Annotated in this window: 20 protein-coding genes and 2 tRNA genes; 1 reads left to right on the top strand and 21 read right to left on the bottom strand. The window is 47.3% G+C overall.

The genetic code is table 11. The annotated features are described in order from the left end of the window. Nucleotides 1-6: 6 nt before the first annotated feature. From NTY76_07835 to NTY76_07760, 16 genes are all read right to left on the bottom strand, one after another. Nucleotides 7-360 carry a hypothetical protein gene (locus NTY76_07835; protein MCX5678993.1) on the bottom strand — a complete coding sequence of 118 codons (354 nt, stop codon included), beginning with the start codon at nucleotides 358-360 and terminating at the stop codon, nucleotides 7-9. A 117-nt stretch (nucleotides 361-477) separates the two neighbouring features. Then, complete coding sequence (locus tag NTY76_07830) at nucleotides 478-1,602, bottom strand: ROK family protein (GenBank protein ID MCX5678992.1); 1,125 nt, start codon at nucleotides 1,600-1,602, stop codon at nucleotides 478-480. Between the two features lie 110 nt (nucleotides 1,603-1,712). Then, a complete protein-coding gene (locus NTY76_07825) occupies nucleotides 1,713-2,093 on the bottom strand; it encodes a septal ring lytic transglycosylase RlpA family protein (protein ID MCX5678991.1) in 381 nt (126 codons plus the stop codon). Between the two features lie 121 nt (nucleotides 2,094-2,214). Further along, nucleotides 2,215-4,818 (bottom strand): tetratricopeptide repeat protein, encoded by a 2,604-nt coding sequence (locus NTY76_07820; protein MCX5678990.1) that lies wholly within the window; start codon nucleotides 4,816-4,818, stop codon nucleotides 2,215-2,217. Between the two features lie 25 nt (nucleotides 4,819-4,843). Beyond that, nucleotides 4,844-5,296 carry a hypothetical protein gene (locus NTY76_07815; protein MCX5678989.1) on the bottom strand — a complete coding sequence of 151 codons (453 nt, stop codon included), beginning with the start codon at nucleotides 5,294-5,296 and terminating at the stop codon, nucleotides 4,844-4,846. 36 nt (nucleotides 5,297-5,332) lie between these two features. Next, nucleotides 5,333-6,166 carry an AAA family ATPase gene (locus NTY76_07810; GenBank protein MCX5678988.1) on the bottom strand — a complete coding sequence of 278 codons (834 nt, stop codon included), beginning with the start codon at nucleotides 6,164-6,166 and terminating at the stop codon, nucleotides 5,333-5,335. Beyond that, the gene (locus NTY76_07805; protein ID MCX5678987.1) at nucleotides 6,153-7,985 is read right to left on the bottom strand and encodes a hypothetical protein; all 1,833 of its coding nucleotides are present in this window, start codon (nucleotides 7,983-7,985) and stop codon (nucleotides 6,153-6,155) included. Before NTY76_07805 ends, NTY76_07810 begins: the two co-directional genes overlap by 14 nt. A 19-nt stretch (nucleotides 7,986-8,004) precedes the next feature. Then, nucleotides 8,005-8,385, bottom strand: coding sequence for a hypothetical protein (locus tag NTY76_07800; protein MCX5678986.1), 381 nt, complete (start codon nucleotides 8,383-8,385; stop codon nucleotides 8,005-8,007). 175 nt (nucleotides 8,386-8,560) lie between these two features. Beyond that, nucleotides 8,561-8,908 carry a hypothetical protein gene (locus tag NTY76_07795; GenBank protein MCX5678985.1) on the bottom strand — a complete coding sequence of 116 codons (348 nt, stop codon included), beginning with the start codon at nucleotides 8,906-8,908 and terminating at the stop codon, nucleotides 8,561-8,563. 115 nt (nucleotides 8,909-9,023) lie between these two features. Next, entirely contained in the window at nucleotides 9,024-9,482 is a 459-nt protein-coding gene (tadA, locus tag NTY76_07790; GenBank protein ID MCX5678984.1) for a tRNA adenosine(34) deaminase TadA, read from the bottom strand. A 21-nt stretch (nucleotides 9,483-9,503) separates the two neighbouring features. Beyond that, nucleotides 9,504-9,580: transfer RNA gene (locus tag NTY76_07785), tRNA-Arg, on the bottom strand. A 10-nt stretch (nucleotides 9,581-9,590) separates the two neighbouring features. Further along, a complete protein-coding gene (locus NTY76_07780; protein ID MCX5678983.1) occupies nucleotides 9,591-9,911 on the bottom strand; it encodes a methionine--tRNA ligase subunit beta in 321 nt (106 codons plus the stop codon). Between the two features lie 114 nt (nucleotides 9,912-10,025). Beyond that, nucleotides 10,026-10,394, bottom strand: a complete 369-nt coding sequence (locus NTY76_07775; GenBank protein ID MCX5678982.1) for a hypothetical protein — start codon at nucleotides 10,392-10,394, stop codon at nucleotides 10,026-10,028. 3 nt (nucleotides 10,395-10,397) lie between these two features. Further along, entirely contained in the window at nucleotides 10,398-11,369 is a 972-nt protein-coding gene (locus NTY76_07770; protein MCX5678981.1) for an OmpA family protein, read from the bottom strand. Nucleotides 11,370-11,491: 122 nt separating this feature from the next. Continuing rightward, entirely contained in the window at nucleotides 11,492-11,881 is a 390-nt protein-coding gene (locus NTY76_07765; GenBank protein MCX5678980.1) for a hypothetical protein, read from the bottom strand. Between the two features lie 65 nt (nucleotides 11,882-11,946). Further along, nucleotides 11,947-12,021 (bottom strand) — tRNA-Arg (locus tag NTY76_07760). Nucleotides 12,022-12,128: 107 nt separating this feature from the next. On the opposite strand from NTY76_07760, the gene NTY76_07755 reads away from it, so the two are divergent. Continuing rightward, complete coding sequence (locus tag NTY76_07755; protein MCX5678979.1) at nucleotides 12,129-12,476, top strand: hypothetical protein; 348 nt, start codon at nucleotides 12,129-12,131, stop codon at nucleotides 12,474-12,476. A 48-nt stretch (nucleotides 12,477-12,524) separates the two neighbouring features. Here NTY76_07755 and NTY76_07750 read toward each other — a convergent pair whose 3' ends face one another. The 5 genes from NTY76_07750 to NTY76_07730 form a co-directional block, all read right to left on the bottom strand. Then, nucleotides 12,525-13,238, bottom strand: coding sequence for a DNA alkylation repair protein (locus tag NTY76_07750; protein ID MCX5678978.1), 714 nt, complete (start codon nucleotides 13,236-13,238; stop codon nucleotides 12,525-12,527). Then, a complete protein-coding gene (gene ispH, locus NTY76_07745; GenBank protein MCX5678977.1) occupies nucleotides 13,223-14,065 on the bottom strand; it encodes a 4-hydroxy-3-methylbut-2-enyl diphosphate reductase in 843 nt (280 codons plus the stop codon). The genes NTY76_07750 and ispH overlap by 16 nt, the downstream gene beginning before the upstream one ends. Beyond that, nucleotides 14,062-15,489 (bottom strand): DHA2 family efflux MFS transporter permease subunit, encoded by a 1,428-nt coding sequence (locus NTY76_07740; protein ID MCX5678976.1) that lies wholly within the window; start codon nucleotides 15,487-15,489, stop codon nucleotides 14,062-14,064. The genes ispH and NTY76_07740 overlap by 4 nt, the downstream gene beginning before the upstream one ends. 99 nt (nucleotides 15,490-15,588) lie before the next feature. Further along, nucleotides 15,589-15,801, bottom strand: coding sequence for a hypothetical protein (locus NTY76_07735; GenBank protein MCX5678975.1), 213 nt, complete (start codon nucleotides 15,799-15,801; stop codon nucleotides 15,589-15,591). 358 nt (nucleotides 15,802-16,159) lie between these two features. Then, nucleotides 16,160-17,722 carry a tetratricopeptide repeat protein gene (locus tag NTY76_07730; GenBank protein ID MCX5678974.1) on the bottom strand — a complete coding sequence of 521 codons (1,563 nt, stop codon included), beginning with the start codon at nucleotides 17,720-17,722 and terminating at the stop codon, nucleotides 16,160-16,162. Between the last annotated feature and the right edge of the window lie 6 nt (nucleotides 17,723-17,728).

The following is a 17,728-nucleotide window of genomic DNA, read 5'->3' as shown; positions in this document are numbered from 1 at the left end:
GAAAGTTTATTCGGCCTTCCAGTCTTTTGTTTCCCCGACGCCCTTCTGCTTTCTATACTGCCTCATGTAATCTCTCATGTAATTACGATGGCGCTCTCTATGCTCTTCTCTGTAGAGTTTCAGATAGTCCATATGGCGCTTGCGCCATTCGAGCGATCGCTGCCTGCAGGTCTCTTTCCAGGAGGAATCCTGGCTTTCTTTATACTTGAAGTACTGGGGGTTTCGATCGCGCCACTGTTTCATATTCTCCAGCTGCCTCTGATATTGGCATTCGAGCGAAGAACAGATCGTCTGATTGGGTCTGTACTTATTGGCAAGGAACGGTTTTCCGCAGAGCCTGCAATTTTTCTCTTCAGACATACTTTTCCTCCAAGTTTATTCAGCCATATTACAGGCTAAGTGCCGATGTCTCCGACATCGGTCAAGTTTATTAAGCCGCATTACAAGCTAAGTGCCGATGTCTCCGACATCGGCCTTTTACGCTTTAAGAAATATTTCTCTGACAGCGAGCGATGCCGCTCCGATTTCAGGCGCGTCTTCACCGAAAGCGCCCAATATTATCTTCAGATTTTTCATATTGTTTCTATAAGATAGCCGCTCTATCATCTTTTTGAGCGGCATGAATATTATATCGCCGGTATCCTGGAGGCCGTCCCCTATCACTATAACTTCGGGGGTGAAAAGATTGATTAGATACGCTATCCTTAGTCCCAGGTTTATACCGACGCCGAACGCTATGTTAAGCGCGACTTCGTCATCGGCTTTCGCGGCAGCTACTACTACTTCTTTTGTTATGTTATCCATTCTTCCGCTGGCCAGGCTCACGATTTTGGTCCCCACGCCTCTGGCCACTTCGCGCTTCGCGCTCTCCACTATGCTTAAATAATCATCCCATGGCCTTAAGTACCTGAGCTTCCCGTCCAAAAGCTCCGCATCTTCCGACGCGCTCAGATACGCTTCGCCGCGCGTCATAACGCCTTCGCCGACGTCCGAATATATATATAACATATTCTCGAAGTTTTCCGCGGCCTTATTAAAGCGCTTCTCCGCGAAAGCCGCGCACACAGCGGAAGGACCTGCATACGCGTCTATGCCGGTCTCTTTTTTGATTACGCCGGCGGCCTGATCAAATTTTGCGGCCGATACGCCCAGTCCTATAGCTTTTATATTTGAAGCGCTGATCTTGGAATCGCGGATGATCTCTTCTATTAATTTAACGATCTCTCCGGACATTCCCCGGTCCGATGGCCTGGAAACCTGCTTCCTGGCTTTCACGCTTAATCCGATATCCGCGACCACGCTCCGTATATTAGCCTTACCGATATTTATACCTATAACGTAGTTCGATTCGGAATCGAGCTCAACGAGTTCCGGCTTTCTTCCGCCGGAGGATACATCAAATCCTTTTTCGAGAACCATCTTCTTTTCAATAAAATTATTTACGTAATTGGAGACCGATACCGCGTTTATCCCGGTGGCTTTAGTAATCTCCGCCCGGGATATCACGCCTTTTTTTCTTATCAAGTCGTATATTAACAAATTCCTTTTTTCTTTGTCATTCAGCTCTTGACAGGTGAAAAAATAATTTCTCTCTATTTTCATTTTCTTAACTCCATATATAAAAAACCATAACTTCCTGAAGTTAGTAACTAACTTTTGAATTAAGTATACCTAATGAATATAGTATTGTCAAGATTTGATAATATTATTATCTATAGGCGGGTCTTTACAGTGATGATAACTCGTGTAAAACCTTTCTTTAAATCGCAGATATCTTCGAATGCTCTCTTTGATAAGTCTATCACTCTTCCTTTTTTCACAAGCCTTTTATTCGGCCCGCGGTCTGTCACAACAACATACGTAGAGCGTCCGGTATCGAGGCTTTGCACGGATAACACCGTCCCAAAATCGTAAAACCAGCTCGCGCATGTCCTCTTCTCCGGATCGAATGGCTTACCATTTGCCATGGGAGATTTCGCGCATTCATAAGAGTAATAACTCGCAATACCCGTCTCAAATATTTCCGCAAAGCCCAGGGAGCTTGCGACGGCTACTATCAATAATATGGAAATCGATAATTTTATTTTATCCATACTTTTAAATTGGTTAACTTTATAATTACTTAACCCAATTAGAAGTATATCACAAGACTATTTAAGGAGATGGGATATAAAGCTTACTTTTTCATGGTTAACAGTGGCTTTAACTGGCGCTTTACTGCGGAGTTGCTATTTTTGCGGTTATTGCTTCGGATTGCTTCCGTAATGTATCAGCTCTTCCTGAATCATCGCTCAGCTCGTACATATTGGCCATGTTTTCGAGCACGCTGGAAAGCTCTCTCGGGTCATTGCTGAAATTCTGGCATATATATGCCGCCCTTGCGTAAAGTAACTCGGCGTCTCCGAATTTTTTCTGGCTCGAATACACCGCCGCCAGATTATTCAGGTCTTTTATAAGGCCGGCGCTGTCCATGCCCGTTGACTGTTCATCTATATCAAGGACCTTTTCAAGGAGCGGCTCCGCGTCATCATACCTTTTCTGATAAAAATATACTGTAGCAAGATTGTTCAGGTAAGGTTTCATGGACGGGCTATTCGCCCCCAGGGCCTTTTCGCCTATCTCTATAGCGTTCTTGAGCGCAGCCTCCGCTTCCGAATAACGCCCCTGCGCCCTGTAAAGCCTGGCGAGAGAATTCAACGTATCCGCTAGATCCGCGCTCTGGGCTCCCGCGACCTTTTCCTCTATCGCGAGGATTTTCTTCAAATACGATTCGGCATCTTCATATTTGCCCTGGCTTCTGTAAATGTTGGCGAGGCCGTTGAGCGAATACTTAAGTTCGGAATAATTGCCCTTCATGTCTTTTTCGCATATCTCTACGGCACTGTTATAAAACTTCGCAGCTTCGTCGTAATTTTCCTCCGACTCATAAAGATAGGCCAGATTATTGAGCGCTGAGCTTGTGCCGATGTTCTCCGGGCCTAACGTCTTTTTGGATATCTCAAGAACCCTATTGTAAAGAGCTTCCGCTTCTCTGTATTTCTTCTGATAGGAATACACGGTGGCAAGGTTATTGAGAGGCGTTATCATCTCGGAGCTGTCTTTGCCCAGCGCTTTTTCGTCCAGGACAAGCGCTTTTTTAAGAATGGGCTCGGCTTCAGCGAATTTGCCCTGATAAAAATATGAAGCGCCGAGGTTATTAAGATAGATTGAGAGGCTCGACCCTGGCAGCCCTTCGACGTCTTGAGCTATCGCCACCACCCTTTTAAGCAGCGGTTCCGCCTCGGACATTTTTTTCCGGCTCCTGTAAATACCCGCCAACTCGTTCATTGTGTTAATAAGCTCCGCGCTTTCGGGGCCAAAGACATTCGCTTCCATAAGTATAAGTTTCAGGTAGCTGTCTTCCATCATCTTAAAATTATTTTGGGAGGCGTATAACGCGATCAGCTCTTTTATGGCAGGGATGGAATCGGAATTATCTTTTTTTTTAGCGCCTTCGCGCGCGGCGATCAATCTGCGCAGAGCCTGTTCGGCCTCGGGCGTCCTGTTCTGGATCTTGTAGATAGCGACGAGGTTATTAATAGCTGTCTTCATCGTAGAGTAATTTTTATCGAGGTCCTTCTCGCATATCAGGGCCGATCTGGAATAAAGCCTTTCGGCCTCGGCGTATTCTTCTCTGGCTTCATACACAAACGCCAGATTATTTAGAGCTATGGCTGTGGTGGAATGATCGGGCCCTAACGACTTCTCGCTTATCTCCAGCGTTTTCTTATAAAGACCTTCCGCGTCATTATATTTCTTCTGGTACGTTAATATCGCCGCGATATTATTCATATATTTTATCAGTTTGGCGCTGTCGGCGCCGTACGCCTTCTCATTTATATCGAGGACTCTGTTATAAAGCTCTTCCGCTTCCTGATATTTTTTTTGATATGAATAAAGAGTGGCAATGTTATTCAGGTCTGTGACGATGTCGGGTGAAGCTGCTCCCAGGGCCTTCTCATCTATATCAAGCGCTCTCTTAAAAAGCGGTTCCGCTTCGGCAAGTTTCCCCTGATAGAAATAGACTGTCCCGAGGTTATTAAGATATGTCGGGAGATTCTGGCTGGCGGGGCCGTCGTGAACACTCTCGGCCGATTCTATTACGGACCTGAGAAGCGGTTCGGCTTGCGAATATTTTTTCATGGCCCTGTAAGCGGAAGCCAGATTATTCATCGTATTGGTGACCTCGGCGCTATGAGCGCCATACCGTTTCTCTTCCAGCTCCATCAGCTTCTTATATAGAGGCTCTGTCCTCTGCGGCTTATCCTGAGCCTCATATATGGATATCAGCTCTCTTATGTCCGATTCAACGCCGGAATTGTTCCTGAACGCGAACTTCTCTTCGATCATTATAGCGCGATTCAAAACTTTTCCCGCCCGCGCTAATTTATTCTGAAGTTTATATATATCGTAAAGGTTCTTCATGGCCGTATATATGTCCGCGTAATCCTCTCTAGAAATAGGGTCACTTACCAAAAGAGCTCTCACGGCGAGCGCTTTCTTTAAAAACGGTTCCGCCTCCCTGTATCTTTCGTGCGCCTTATATATAGACGCTATCTGGTTCAGGGATATTATGACGTTATTATGCCGCGGGCCATACCGCTCGGTGGCGACATTCAGCGCTTTGATCGCGACATCAATGGCTTCCGGGAAATTACCCTTTTTAGCGGACTCCCATGATTGTTTACTGAGATCTTCCCATGCAAGGTTCTGGCAGAATGCCGCCGAAATTCCCAGAAAGGATATAATTATAAATAAAGCAAGTCTTCTAAATAACATAGACCCCCGGGGTTTAGTTTAGGTTTTAGTTGGTCTGTGTATCATCCGTCTTTTTTGTCAATGTCTCTATGACCGCGGTGTAGAGTTCTTTCTGAGCGTTAAGATCACTGACGCGTTTTTCAAGCTTTGCGGCGGTATCGCTCAGGGCCGCTTTTTCGCTCGCGGCATTCGTCAGCGCAGTCTGTATAGAGACGACCTGTTTCTCTTTTTTTGACATATTAAGCCTCATCTCGGCGTTATCGATGGTCATATTGACTACGCTGTTCAGTATCACAACGAATATGGTGAGCACCAAAAGCACCACGAATATCGCCCTCACATGCAGCGGGGGGGCCGTTATCGCGCTCTTATGTTCCTCGTCGGTAGCTTCTATCCGGGTTATCTCCGATTCGGAAAGCTTCCATGGCAGCTCCGGCTCGGCGGAATTTTTAGTTACCGGTATATTCTGCGCGACGTTATCATCGAACTTTGTTTTCATAACGATCTCCCTTGAATTCTTGAGTCTCTAACCAGATTAGATTCCGTTGACTTCCCGCACAAGATCTTTAATATTTTGGGCGGCTTTCGAATCCGGACTGAACTCGAATATCGATTTTCCGAAGCTCGAGGCATCCATCATCTCATGCGATTCTTCTATTACCGTCTTGAGCGCATAACCCGGATAATACTTACGCACGGCTTCCAGGCATTCATTGCATATAGAGTAGCCGGGGTTAAACCTGTTTAAAAATATATTAATTTTTTTGAAATAAAAATTAAAATCGTCCTGCACCGAAGCGAGCGTCTCCATAAGTATCTTGAGCCCGTGAAACGAGAGAAAATCCGCGAGAAGAGGCACCAGTATCTCGTTCGAGGCGAGTATAGCGTTCAGGCTTACGAGCCCTATATTGGGGCTCGAGTCTATTATTATGAAGTCGAATTCGCGCTCTATCTCTTTTATCGCGCGGCGTAACCTGAATTCTCTGTACGGCATCTTGAATAAAGGCATCTCTAGAGCCGAGAGCGATATTGATGACGGCGCAAGCTTCAGCGTAGGCAGAGACGTGCCGACTATGACGTCCGAGATCCGCGCGGAACGTATCAGCACGCTGTACAGGCTCTTCTCATGGCGCGCGGTCTTCTGGTTTAAACAGGTGGTCAGGTGCGCCTGGGCGTCCAGGTCTATCATCAGCACTCTCTTTCCCGTCATCGCAAGATAATATCCATATGCCGCGGATATAGAGGTTTTGCCGGTACCGCCCTTATAGTTCAGGAAAAGCTGTTTCTTGGCGGTCTTGCCGCTTGTGACGGAAAACTCTCCCTTCCACCATCCAAACATCTTGTCCAGTTTGCCGTTAAGCGCCTGCACTCTTTGTCCTCTCGGATTGCCTCTGAAGGGCCGCCACTTTCTTACGAAGTTCGCTGATCTCTTTTATGACCTTTTCGGTATATCTAAGATCTCCTTCGATCTTAGAATCGCGCGCCTGCATCTCGACCTCTAGATGTTCTATTGAACTTCTAAGCTCAAGCTCATTCTTCTCTTTTTGTATAACGGTATTCTTGAGAGGTCCCAGCTCCGCGCGAAGCTTCTCCATCTCACTCTTCGCTTCATCCTCAACTTCTTTCAGCTTAAGATTGGAGGCCTTCAACGATTCCGCAAGAAGAGCCGTTTCCTTTTCCAGATCACCGACCCTGTGCTGGCTCGCCTGAAGCTTCGCTTCAGCGTCCTTTATTATAGATTCCAGTTCCTTGTGTAATTTATCCGCGCTCTCAAGACGAACTGTTTTTGCTTCGGCTTCTGATTCGAGCTCGGTTATGCGCGCCTCAAACTCTTTTCTATCGCGATTAGCGTTTGAAAGCCTGAGCGCAAGATCTTCATTAGAGGCCTCCACCTCTTTAGTGTGGTGCTGGTTTGCCTGAAGTTTCGATGTCAACTCGCGCACGCTTGAGTCGAGCTCTTTATATAATTTATCGGCCTCCGCAAGGCGGGTCGTCTTCGCTTCCAGCTCTATATGCGCCTGCTCAAGTTTAGCCTCGAGCTCTTTCTTGCCGCGAAGGCTTGCCTGGAGCTCGGAACTGATCTCGCCATAAGAGGCCTCAAGCTCCTTATAAGATTTCTCGGCCTGCTCTATCCTGGTTATGCCGGCCCCAAGCTCATCATTTGACTTGGCGTACCTCTCATTGAGATTTTTATTATCATTTTCGGCCGCCAGAAGCTTCGATTCCATCTCGCTCTTCGCGAGATCAAGCGCCGCATGCAGCTTCTCCGTCTCCAGTATCCTTTTGTCCTTAGCCCTCGAGGCTTCTTCAAGCTGCGACATCTTAACGCTCTGCTCTTTTATCTCTTTTGTCGCGGCGTAAAGCTTTGATCTTAACGATTCCACATTCGATGCGGTCCTGTCCCGGTCCTTCGTAATTTCATCGATCTCGGTCGCGAATTTCTTTTGCAGATCCAGTACAAACGCGTCTTTACGCACCAGCTCGTCTTTGATCTTTTCGCTCCGCAACGCCTCTTCATCGCGCTTTTCCGCCCGAACGCTTTCTATCTTCGCCCGGTATTCATCGTTCAGCTTCTTGGCTTCTTCAAGTTCTTTATATACCTTCGCTGTCTCCGCCGTCTTATTATTCTTTACTCGAAGCATCTCTTCCAGCTCATCCAGCCTCGTTACTTTTTTCTGGAGGTCGCGAATGGTCCGCTCCTTCACATCGGCCTCGGAACGCAGTATCTTGAGCAGCTTCGCCGTCTCGTCCCTGCTCAGCGTCGCTTTCTTGTGCTCGGCCTGCAGGTTCTCGTGTCTTAAGCGCTGTTCCTCGCTGATCTTCCTGATATCTTCAAGCTCTTTGGATAACCTGCTGGCATGGGCGGCCTTATCATCTCTGGCTTTCACGGTCTCGGCTAATGCGGCTGCGCGGCCTTTTTCCTCTTTCAAGCGCCTCTCCAGATCCTGAACAACGGCGGTCTTCCGATCCAGCTCTGCCTTAAGACTCTCGTATCGTTTTAAAAGCTCCTCGTCTTTCTTTATGACAATACGTCCTTCGGGCCGCAATGTGCCGAACGGCCTCTTTATCGCGTTTAATATCTCCTCCCGGCTTATAGCCGGTTTCCCGGTATCGACAACGGCCGGAGCGCTCGAGCGCTTCTCTTTGAGCTTCTCCAGGATCTGTCTCTTCATATCGCTTATTTCCATACTCTTGGTCTCCGGGGCCCTACTTACTGCATAGCGCCTTATAAACTTCTTCCAGCGAGCTCTTCGCCTCGCTAAGTTCTTTCTTTAGCCTCTCGTTCTCCTTCTCAAGCTCCCCGGTCCTCTCCACCATTTTGCCGATCATCATTTTTCCGGGGTCCGCATCACTCGGGGTGCCGGTATTCACGGGCGCGCCGGCGCTTTCTTTAAAAGCCTGCATCTCCTCGATCATCACGACCTTCTCGCGATCCGAAGATTCCAATTGCGATCTTAATTTTTTTACCTCAAGCCTGAAAAAGTTGCGGCTTATCTCGGCTTTAATGATCCAGGCGATAACCACACCCAGCCCTAACAGGACAGCTAATATTAACCAGATGAGCTCTCCCATACCGACTCCTGTCATGATATTACCTCCTCAAGCGCTTAGTTTTTGAGTGGAAAGAAAAAATTAGGTCTTTTCTCTGGAATGACGATCCGATGAGTAATCTTCGTTTATTAGCCATTTTATTGTATATTATAGTGAAATTATTCTATATTAACGACGGTGGGATGTCAAACAATAAAGTCCGGGCCGGCGGCTATTGACCGGCGGGTTTCTTCTGCTGTTTTAATACGGCCTGCCTTAAACCTTCCAGCTCCTTTTCGATATTCAGCTGCCGCGCTTCCAGCCCCACGAGACGGCCGTTCATCTCGTAGATATTCCTGGCCGCGTATTCATCCGGCCCCTCCATAACCACGAGGCTGCCTTTTTTGTGGAGCTGGGTGCCCTTCGGTACTATCATCTTGATACTGCCCATCATCCTCAGCTCCATACCCGGAGGTATCTCTATATTGGCTTCTTTGTTATCAGATGAGGCATAGGTACTATCAGGCGAGGCAGTGGTATAAGTGCCATCAGGTGAAGCAGGGGTATCACCATATTCCATTCCGCTTTGATCCTCGGCCGGACACTGAATCGGGATTAATCCAATGAGACAAACCGCAAAAAAAATATAAGCGATTCTCTTCATATAGCTCCCTCCATGAAAAAATGAAACGGCTCTATTTCTTTCTCTTTAAGGCGAAGAACTCTTTAAGAAGAGCTGAACTCTCTTTCTCCATCACACCTTTAACCACGGATATCCTGTGGTTCAATTTCCTGTTATTCACGACATTCATGACGGATCCGGAGGCGCCCGTCTTGGGATCTTCGGCGCCGTATACCAGCCTTTTGATCCTGCCCAAAACCATCGCCCCGGCGCACATCGCGCAGGGCTCGACCGTAGAATATAAAGTGGTTTCCAATAGCCGTTCGCTGGAAAGATGAGAGGCGGCCTGTGTGATAGCTATCATCTCGGCATGCGCCGTAGGATCCTTCAATAGCTTAATCTGGTTATGCGCCCTGGCAATGACCCTGCCGTTATGCACAATGACAGCTCCGACGGGCACCTCGTCGGCGTCGAACGCCTTCACCGCTTCCTTAATAGCCTCCGACATATATATGTTATCGCTAATAGGCATATTCATTTCTGCGAAGGAGGATGGCGCGCCCGGGCCGGCTCGAACGGCCAACCTACTGGTTCGTAGCCAGTTACTCTATCCAGTTGAGCTACGGGCGCCCCAATATCTCTATTTTACTATACTTCCCAATTTCGTTTCTCTGGCCAAAGTCACTATCGAACTGCCGTTCTCGTCGGAGGCAGCCAGTATCATGCCCTGACTTTCGACTCCCCGCAGGACCGCTGGATCCAAATTGTCCACCACAACCACCTGGCGGCCCACCAGATCTTCTTTTTTATACGTGTTCCTGATGCCCGCGATCACCTGTTTAGTCTTATCGCCAAGATCTACCGTCACGATATAAAGCCTGTCGGCGTTCGGATGTTCGACCACGTCTTTAATTTTTGCTACTTTGAATTCTAATTTTTTGAAATCATCATATGTTGCCATACGGAACTCTCCTTTTTCTGGTATATCAGCACGACATACTATAGTAAATGAATTTTACATTCGGACATATTGCCGGAAGGTTCTTGGGATAAGCAAAAAAAGAGCCAATGGCCGCTATTGCAAAGTCCTGATCTCATCTAAAGCGCCCGTATCATCAAAGAAGAGGTATATGCGGATGCCTTTAAAGAACGATGAGGTGGCCGGTTTATATACCCATTTCTCTCTCTTGGTAGCGGAGTCGTCATTCGCGATAACGGGCTCTCCACATCGTGATCTGACCTCGGCTTCCGATATGCCTTTTTTGATAATGCCGGTATCGATTGCCTCTTTAACACGGTTAAAAGCCCTGGTCTCTTCGTCCATAGCCGCGTTAATATCGGCCATCGACTTACCGACCTCTACCAGTGAATCGATCCCCCCGGCCCGGATTTGAGCCGGGGAGATGATAACTATGACTGCCGCTATTAACGCTATATTTCTCATCGACTATTCGATAGGTATAGTAAGCGTCACTCCGGCCTTAAGGCGGTTCGGATCTTTTATCTTATCTTTATTGAAACGGTATATATTCTTCCATTTACGGCCGTTTCCGTAAACCTCTTCGGCGATCTTCCACAGGGTATCGCCCTTCTTCGTCACATATTCTTTCGTCGAAACTTTCGGCTCCGACTCTACGGTCTCTTCCTTCTCGACCATATATTTGCCTTCTTCGACGGATACGGCGCCCGGCTCCTTGACTTCGCCGGGAGCGGGTATCATGACTTCCTCCACTTCCGCGACCATAAATTGGGCATTGCGGTCCTTCTGCATTCCCTCGAGGTCCGTCACCGGAGCTATGGCGTCGAGCTTGCCGCGGCTTATGATCTTTATGCGCTCATCCGTCACTCCGTGCTCAAGCATGTAATCTTTAACGGCCTGGCCTCTCTTTTTGCCCAGCTTTTCATTATACTTCTCGCTGCCGCGGGCGTCGCAGTTCCCGCTTATAAGTATGCTCGATCCCTCGTTGCGCTTCACAAGATCGGCCGCGTTAGCCAGGATCTTCGCCGCATCGTCCCTGATGTCCGCTTTATCGTAATCGAAATAAACTTTAACGTTCTTGATGATCTTCTTAATGAGCAATGACGGCCTCATCTCTTTCGGCTTCGCGGGCGGTAATTCCTCTTCTTTATAATCGAAAATTATTTTATAGACATAAATATAGCCGCCGTTACCCCATCTCTTCGGAGATTTGGGCCCGGGGTGTTTCGGCATCCACCAGTAACCGCCCTTCTCGGCGTCCCTTACAGGAGCGGGCTGAGCGTCGCTCGTTCCCCACCAGCTGAACTTTTCCTGTAATTTTTGCATATCCTTTGCCCGGCCATCTTCCCGCGACGATTGGGCCAGCACGAACGCGGAACCGGATAAGAACGAAAATATCATCAATGAAATTACTATCCGGCTGATCCTGTTTGATTTCATATCATACCTCTCTTCTGGTTATAATCATTAATTGATCTTTAATCATTTAATCGCTTTCGGATAGTATAGACTTAAAAACCTGGTTATTCAAGAAAAAACAGCTCTTATGGCTTCATGAAGCGCTACTTCAGGATCTTTATAGAGGCAGCTTCTCTTGTTTTATCGGCTTTGGTTATATAATTCACTTGGACTTCCTGAGCCGGATGTACATCGCTAAGGGTCAAAAAACGGCCGGTTGAATCATATATAACAGCAAGCGTTTTAATGGCAAATTCCTGTGAATTGCCGGAGCCATCGACGATGACGATCTTCGCCCTTGGCCTGGTCAATAGATCGGCGGGCATTACGCTGTCGACTTTGCCTGTGACAAAATCAGTAGACCCGGTCCTTAGCGTCACCTCTTTGATGACTTTTTTAGGCGCCTCTTGAGCCGCCGATTGCTCGCCCTCATCAGCGAAAGAAAAAGACGCGGTGCCTGCAAGTATCAGCATGGCTATAATCAACTTTCTCATATCTCACCTCTCCTGTTTTTCATATTTTAATACAAAGTGATTCTAAATTCAACATTTTGCTTAAATGGCGCGCCTGGGCAGAATCGAACTGCCATACATGGCTTCGGAGGCCAACGCGTTATCCGTTACGCTACAGGCGCGTCGTACTCAATATATCACCATTGAAGATAAATTTCACTTATTTATTGCTTTTCGTTTCGGAAAAGATATATACTATACGCATTAATTTTAAAGGGGGTGAGTGAGAATGAAGCGTTTAATGAGTTTAGTCATGGTATTGGTGATCGGCATGTTTGTAATGACCGTATGCGCCATGGCTGTGGACCAGGATAAGAAGGGCCCGGTCGGTAAAGTAGTCTCTGCCGCCGCGGATACCACAAAGAAAGTCGGCGAAGTGACCGGCGATACAGTAAGCACCGTTTCCGACACTACCGTAAATGCCACTAAGGAAGTGACCGGAAAGACCGGTGACGCTGTCACCGCTGTTTCTGATACTGCCGCAAAGGTTACCAAGGGTGTAACCGACGCAGCCGGTAATACCGTTGAAGCGGTTTCTGATACTGCGGAGCAGGCTACAACAGGGGATGATTATTAATCGTTTCTTCATATAAATAAAAAAGAGCGGCATCACTGCCGCTCTTTTTTATGTCCGGGGACCGCGCCCCTTCAGGTAGGCTTTACGTTTTGATTCCGGAAAACGTTCGATCGCGTAACGCAGCATAGTACGCGGCATCTTCTTATAATAATTTTCCAAAAAACGTTCTTCGGCAGCCATATCAATGCGCTTCCCTGTTTCCCGAAGCATCCATCCGACAGCCTTATGGATCAGGTCATGATCGTCGCTGAGAAGGACTTTCGCGATCGCGAATGTATGCCTGAATGAACCGTTCTTGATAAAATGGAACGTCGCTATTATCGCTATGCGGCGTTCCCACATATTCTCAGAACGGGCGAGTTTATATAAAATGGCCTTATCTCTGTCTTTCAGAAACGCGCCCGCAATACGGTCGGCGGTAAGGTCCACAAGGTCCCAGCTATTTATGTATTCGGTATTTTTCAGATAGGTCCGGTATATCTCCGCCTTCTCCCGGGCGCTGCCTTTCTCAAATTTCAATACAAGTATGAGTAGGGCCGAGAGCCTTTCCTCATGAATAGGCGATCTTAATAATATTTCGGTGTTGCGGATATCGAGGTGGGCGTATTTTTTTGACAGAGCCCTTATCTTCGGGACCACAAGGCCTAAAAATACATCGCCTTCTCCGTACTCTCCCGCGGCTGTTTTGAAGAACCGCTGAAGTATCTTTGCTTTCTCAGGATCCGCCTGAGCACGCAGATCCTTCTTTAACTTATTAAGCATATGCTTTTTACGACATCTCTTATCGAACTTTCCGGAGTGGACGCTCCGGCGGTAATACCAACCGATTTTGCGCCTTTAAACCATGCGGGCTTGATCTCGCCCGGAGAATTCACCCAGTAAGTTCTTTTGTTAAGGGACCTGGCTATCTGATAAAGGCGTTTCGTATTCGCGCTCGACTTGGACCCGACCACTATCACGACACCGTTTTCCGCGGGAAGGCTTTTAGCTTCTTTCTGTTTTATCCTGGTAGGATTACATATTGTATTTTTAAAGACGAGATCTTTTACGCGTTTTCGTAAGGCGCTGACGATATCGAGCACCTTCGCCTCTTCCTGTGTCGATTGGACAACAACGCCGGCCCTATCGATATGTTGTAGCGCTTTACGGAAAACGTCCGAGCGTGAGCTTATAATGACGGGTTTATTATTAAGCTGGCCAATTATGCCGCGGACCTCATCGTGCTTTTTATCGCCTATGATTATGACCGTCCGCTTATCCTGTTCCAGGGACTTTGCGATAGCGTGTATCTCTTTTACCATCGGGCACGTCGCGTCGATGATCTCATATCCCGCGCGCCGGGCGCTCGCGATAGTATACCGTCCGGCGCCATGCGCCCGGATAAGAAGCGCCCTCTTCCCTGCGCCTTTCAGCGGCTTGGCTATCTTCTTGATGCCGGAAGCCTTCATCTTCTCCACAACGACTTCGTTGTGCACGATGTCGCCGAGCATATAGACTTCACGCCCCTGATTCGCGGCCTCGAGGGCGATAGCAAGCGCTCTCTTCACGCCGAAACAGAAACCCGCGCTCTTTGCGATTGTAAGCTTCACTGTGCCTTTTTATCTTTCGCCAAAACAGTAAACACCAAACCGGCCAGACAGACTATCATGCCGAATTTAAAAGCGGCATCGAAGCCCATTATTAAAATTTCAGGGTGCTCTTTAACCGCCGACATATTTATACGCGCGAGCGCTATTTGAGCGCGAATTGTAGTCATGATAATAAGAGGTAATATGGCTATTCCGAATACACCGCCGGTGCTGTTAAGTATTTTATATACGGCGGATGCCATCCCCTGCTTATCCGAAGGCGCCAGGGCCATGACCAATTTATTATTCGCGGGCAAAAAACACCCTATCGCTATACCCGCTATTATCAATGAAGGCATGAGATGCGATAGAGGGGTATCCGGCTTAAGCAGAGAAAACATAAAAAACGCTAAAGTCGTCATCGATATGCCGAAAGTGCATATCGATCTGGAGCCCAGCCTGTCGGAGATGAGCCCTGCTATCGGCGCGGAGATTATCACCATGAGCGCCGGGATCATAAGCATGAGCCCGGAATGCATGATGTCTAGGCCCCGCACCATGTTCAGATAGAATGGGAGAAGAAAAATTAACCCCATATACACAAAGATGACACAGAATGCCGAAACGGTGGCAAACGCGAAATCGCGGTTTGAAAAAAGCGAAAGATCAAGTATGGGATTCGACGCTCTCTTTTCCTGCATTATAAATAAGATGAACGTAACGGCCGATATCACGAAACTAGATATTATCACCGGGTTTTTCAGTCCCATACCTGAAATCGAATTTAGGGCATAGATCAGGGTCGACAAACATATGAATATCAGGCTCGCGCCAAAAAAATCCACGCGCCTATCCTCCGGAACAGGCTGTTTGGATGGGATCAGCTTAATGGCCGCGACGATCGCAAATATCCCGAGTGGAATGTTAACAAAGAATATGCTGTGCCAGCCCAGATGGTCATTAATATAGCCTCCTAAAACAGGGCCCAGGCAAAAACCGAGCCCCTGCGCCGTAGCCATAATACCCAGCGCCCTGCCTTTGATCGTTGATGGCAAAAAGACCGTCACGATGGCGATCCCTATCGGGCTAAACATCGCCTCGCCGATGCACTGATATACTCTTAATCCCAGAAGGATATTTAATGTAGGCGCGATACCGCATAGGAGCGTTCCGGTCACAAAAATAACCAGGCCGGTTACAAATATTTTTTTAAATCCCGCGATGTCCCCGAGTTTGCCGAATAAAAGGACGGTGCTCGTAACCACCAGTAGATACGCCAGCGGCAGCCTTGAGACATGGCCGATAGTGGCATTAAAATACTTCGCGATCACAGGCAGCGAAATATTTAACATACTGTAATCTATGCAGAACATGAATACTGTCAGGGAGATGATCGCGATAAGCCAATTCTGCCCGCTCTTTTCCGTAATGATATGATCTTCCATACAATATAAAATGTACCTCTTTTCCCGAATAAAGTCAAAAGAAAGGCGTAAGATTGTAACCTCTTACGCCCTTCTCGACCGATCTGACCGTAAAATTTTTTATTTTTTTACTGTATTGTCTACTTTATCTGTTTTTTGAACTTTGCTAACCGATTTTTTTACCCTCGGCTTTACAGATTTTTTAACGGCGTTCTGCTTTTTGGTTTCAACCGTCTTCGTCTGGTCGCCGGGAGCGGCGACAGGCGCCTGTTCAGCAAAACATAACGAACTTACCAATAATGCCGCGAATAAAGCAAACAGTGACTTTTTCATGTATCTCCTTTTATTTTTAATTTAATGTGCGAAAATTTAAAACGTTGTGACTCGAAGGGTGCCGGGCGGGGATTGTTCATGCCTGCCTATGCATTGTATAAGAAATCCCCGCGGAAATATAACAAAAGCGAATGCTATAATAAACCAGATAGAGAAAGAGGCGTAATGATCAAAAATAATTTGAACGGATAAGCAAAATGCCTGTAATACGAATTCTTTACCCTTATCCGGGGTTTCCGCGACGGTGTTTTTTACACAGAGGCCCAATAAGAGTATTAATACACAAATTAAGGCTATATAAACAGGTTTTGAATTCACGGATTTCTATTATACCCCCCGTAGAGGCGATAAACAAGATTTATTCGATTTCGGGATGCTCTTTAAAAAACTTGGCCGCTTCGTCAGGGGCCTGCCCGCGCAATTTTTCATATATTTCGAACGCTTTCGTTTTATTGCCTTCCTTCCAATATGCCCAGGCGAGCCAGCTGTTCGCAAATATCGAATTCGGTTTTATCTCGACAGCCTTTTCTAAAAATTCCGCGGCCTTATCATACCGCCTCTCGACATAACCGGCCAGCGTTATATACATATTGAATTTAAACGCCTGCTCGAGACCGAGCTCTCCCATCATTTCCTCCGGGCTCTTAAGCTTATTCCACCGCCATTCCTCCTTGGGGATAATAAGATCGTTCTGGTACATAACGCGGATTATCTCCAGCGCCATCAGCGCCTGACCTTTTATCGTTGGATGTATCTGATCCGCGATCAGATCGTCCCCGATTATACCCCCCGGGGAATTCTGTTCAAAGATATCCCGCGTCCGTATGACGCTGACATCCTGTATGCCGGCATCACGGACGCTTTCGTAAAAACGGTTAACGACCGACGGCCCGCGGATGGGGAAACAATCTTTGTCATTGGCCATTATATAATATTTGTTCGCCTGCGCCGCATCGCCCATATGCTCATAGCACTGACCGATACGATAATAGGTAAGAGCATATGCGTTGTCGATATTAAGGCACTCCTGATACAGGGCCATCGCGTTCTGGAATTTATTATCCCTAAAAAACTCCTCCGCCCTTTTATCTATATCATTCCACCTGTTAAGCGCATCTCCTGTAAGCAACCTGTTATGTACCGACCGCACGGGTTCATATCCTGTCCATTTTGCCACACCTTCAAAAAATATAGTCTTTATAGAATGGGACCCGGCCAAACGTATGGCTTTATTTATGTTTGCCTCGAACCGCTCTTTAATAATATTAAATTCTCGCGAGTCCGGGTAGAGGAGCATCTCCTCCTGATTATAAGAAACCGGCCTCTGGCTTTCGGTATACCATCCGTCATCGACTTTGCGGCGGCTGTCTTTTGCCGCGCGCGCCTTACCGCGCGCCGAGATATACAACCTGTTCATAAACGTAAGGAATGAGCTCTTCTTGGGTATCTCCCCGAAAAAATGCTTCATCTTCTCTTTAAACGGTATCGGTTTGAAATAGGCCTCCCTGTGCCTGATCAGAGTATAGTCGTTATGCGCAATATAGAATATGGCGAGATCCGGCTTATAAGGGATCGTTTCGATGAAAGCTTGTGTTATGAAATCGCTGCCTTCGCCGAGCCGCCCGAAATTGGTAATAGTGACGCGATGCGCTGCCGTCTCAGGCAAAAGATCCTGCAGATAAAGCTTCATCCATGTCTTGATAGTTGAGCGGGGATACAGGTAGTGCCCATGCATAGTGGACTCTCCGAATAGAAATATCCGGTATTCGTCGTGGGCCTTCCTTTGATGAAGACCCTGGTCCATTACACATCGCTCTATATAATCATAGGAACCGGGGAAGAGAAATATACGGAAGGAGAGCTCGACCAAACCGAAGAACGCGACAACTATTATCAGGGCGAATATGATCCGTTTTATCATCTAAAA

It is taken from the genome of Candidatus Omnitrophota bacterium (assembly GCA_026387175.1).
GTDB lineage: Bacteria > Omnitrophota > Gorgyraeia > 2-01-FULL-45-10 > 2-01-FULL-45-10 > CAIMPC01.
The sequence above is the reverse complement of the archived record's forward strand: the minus strand, read 5'-3'. Positions and strand labels throughout refer to the sequence as shown.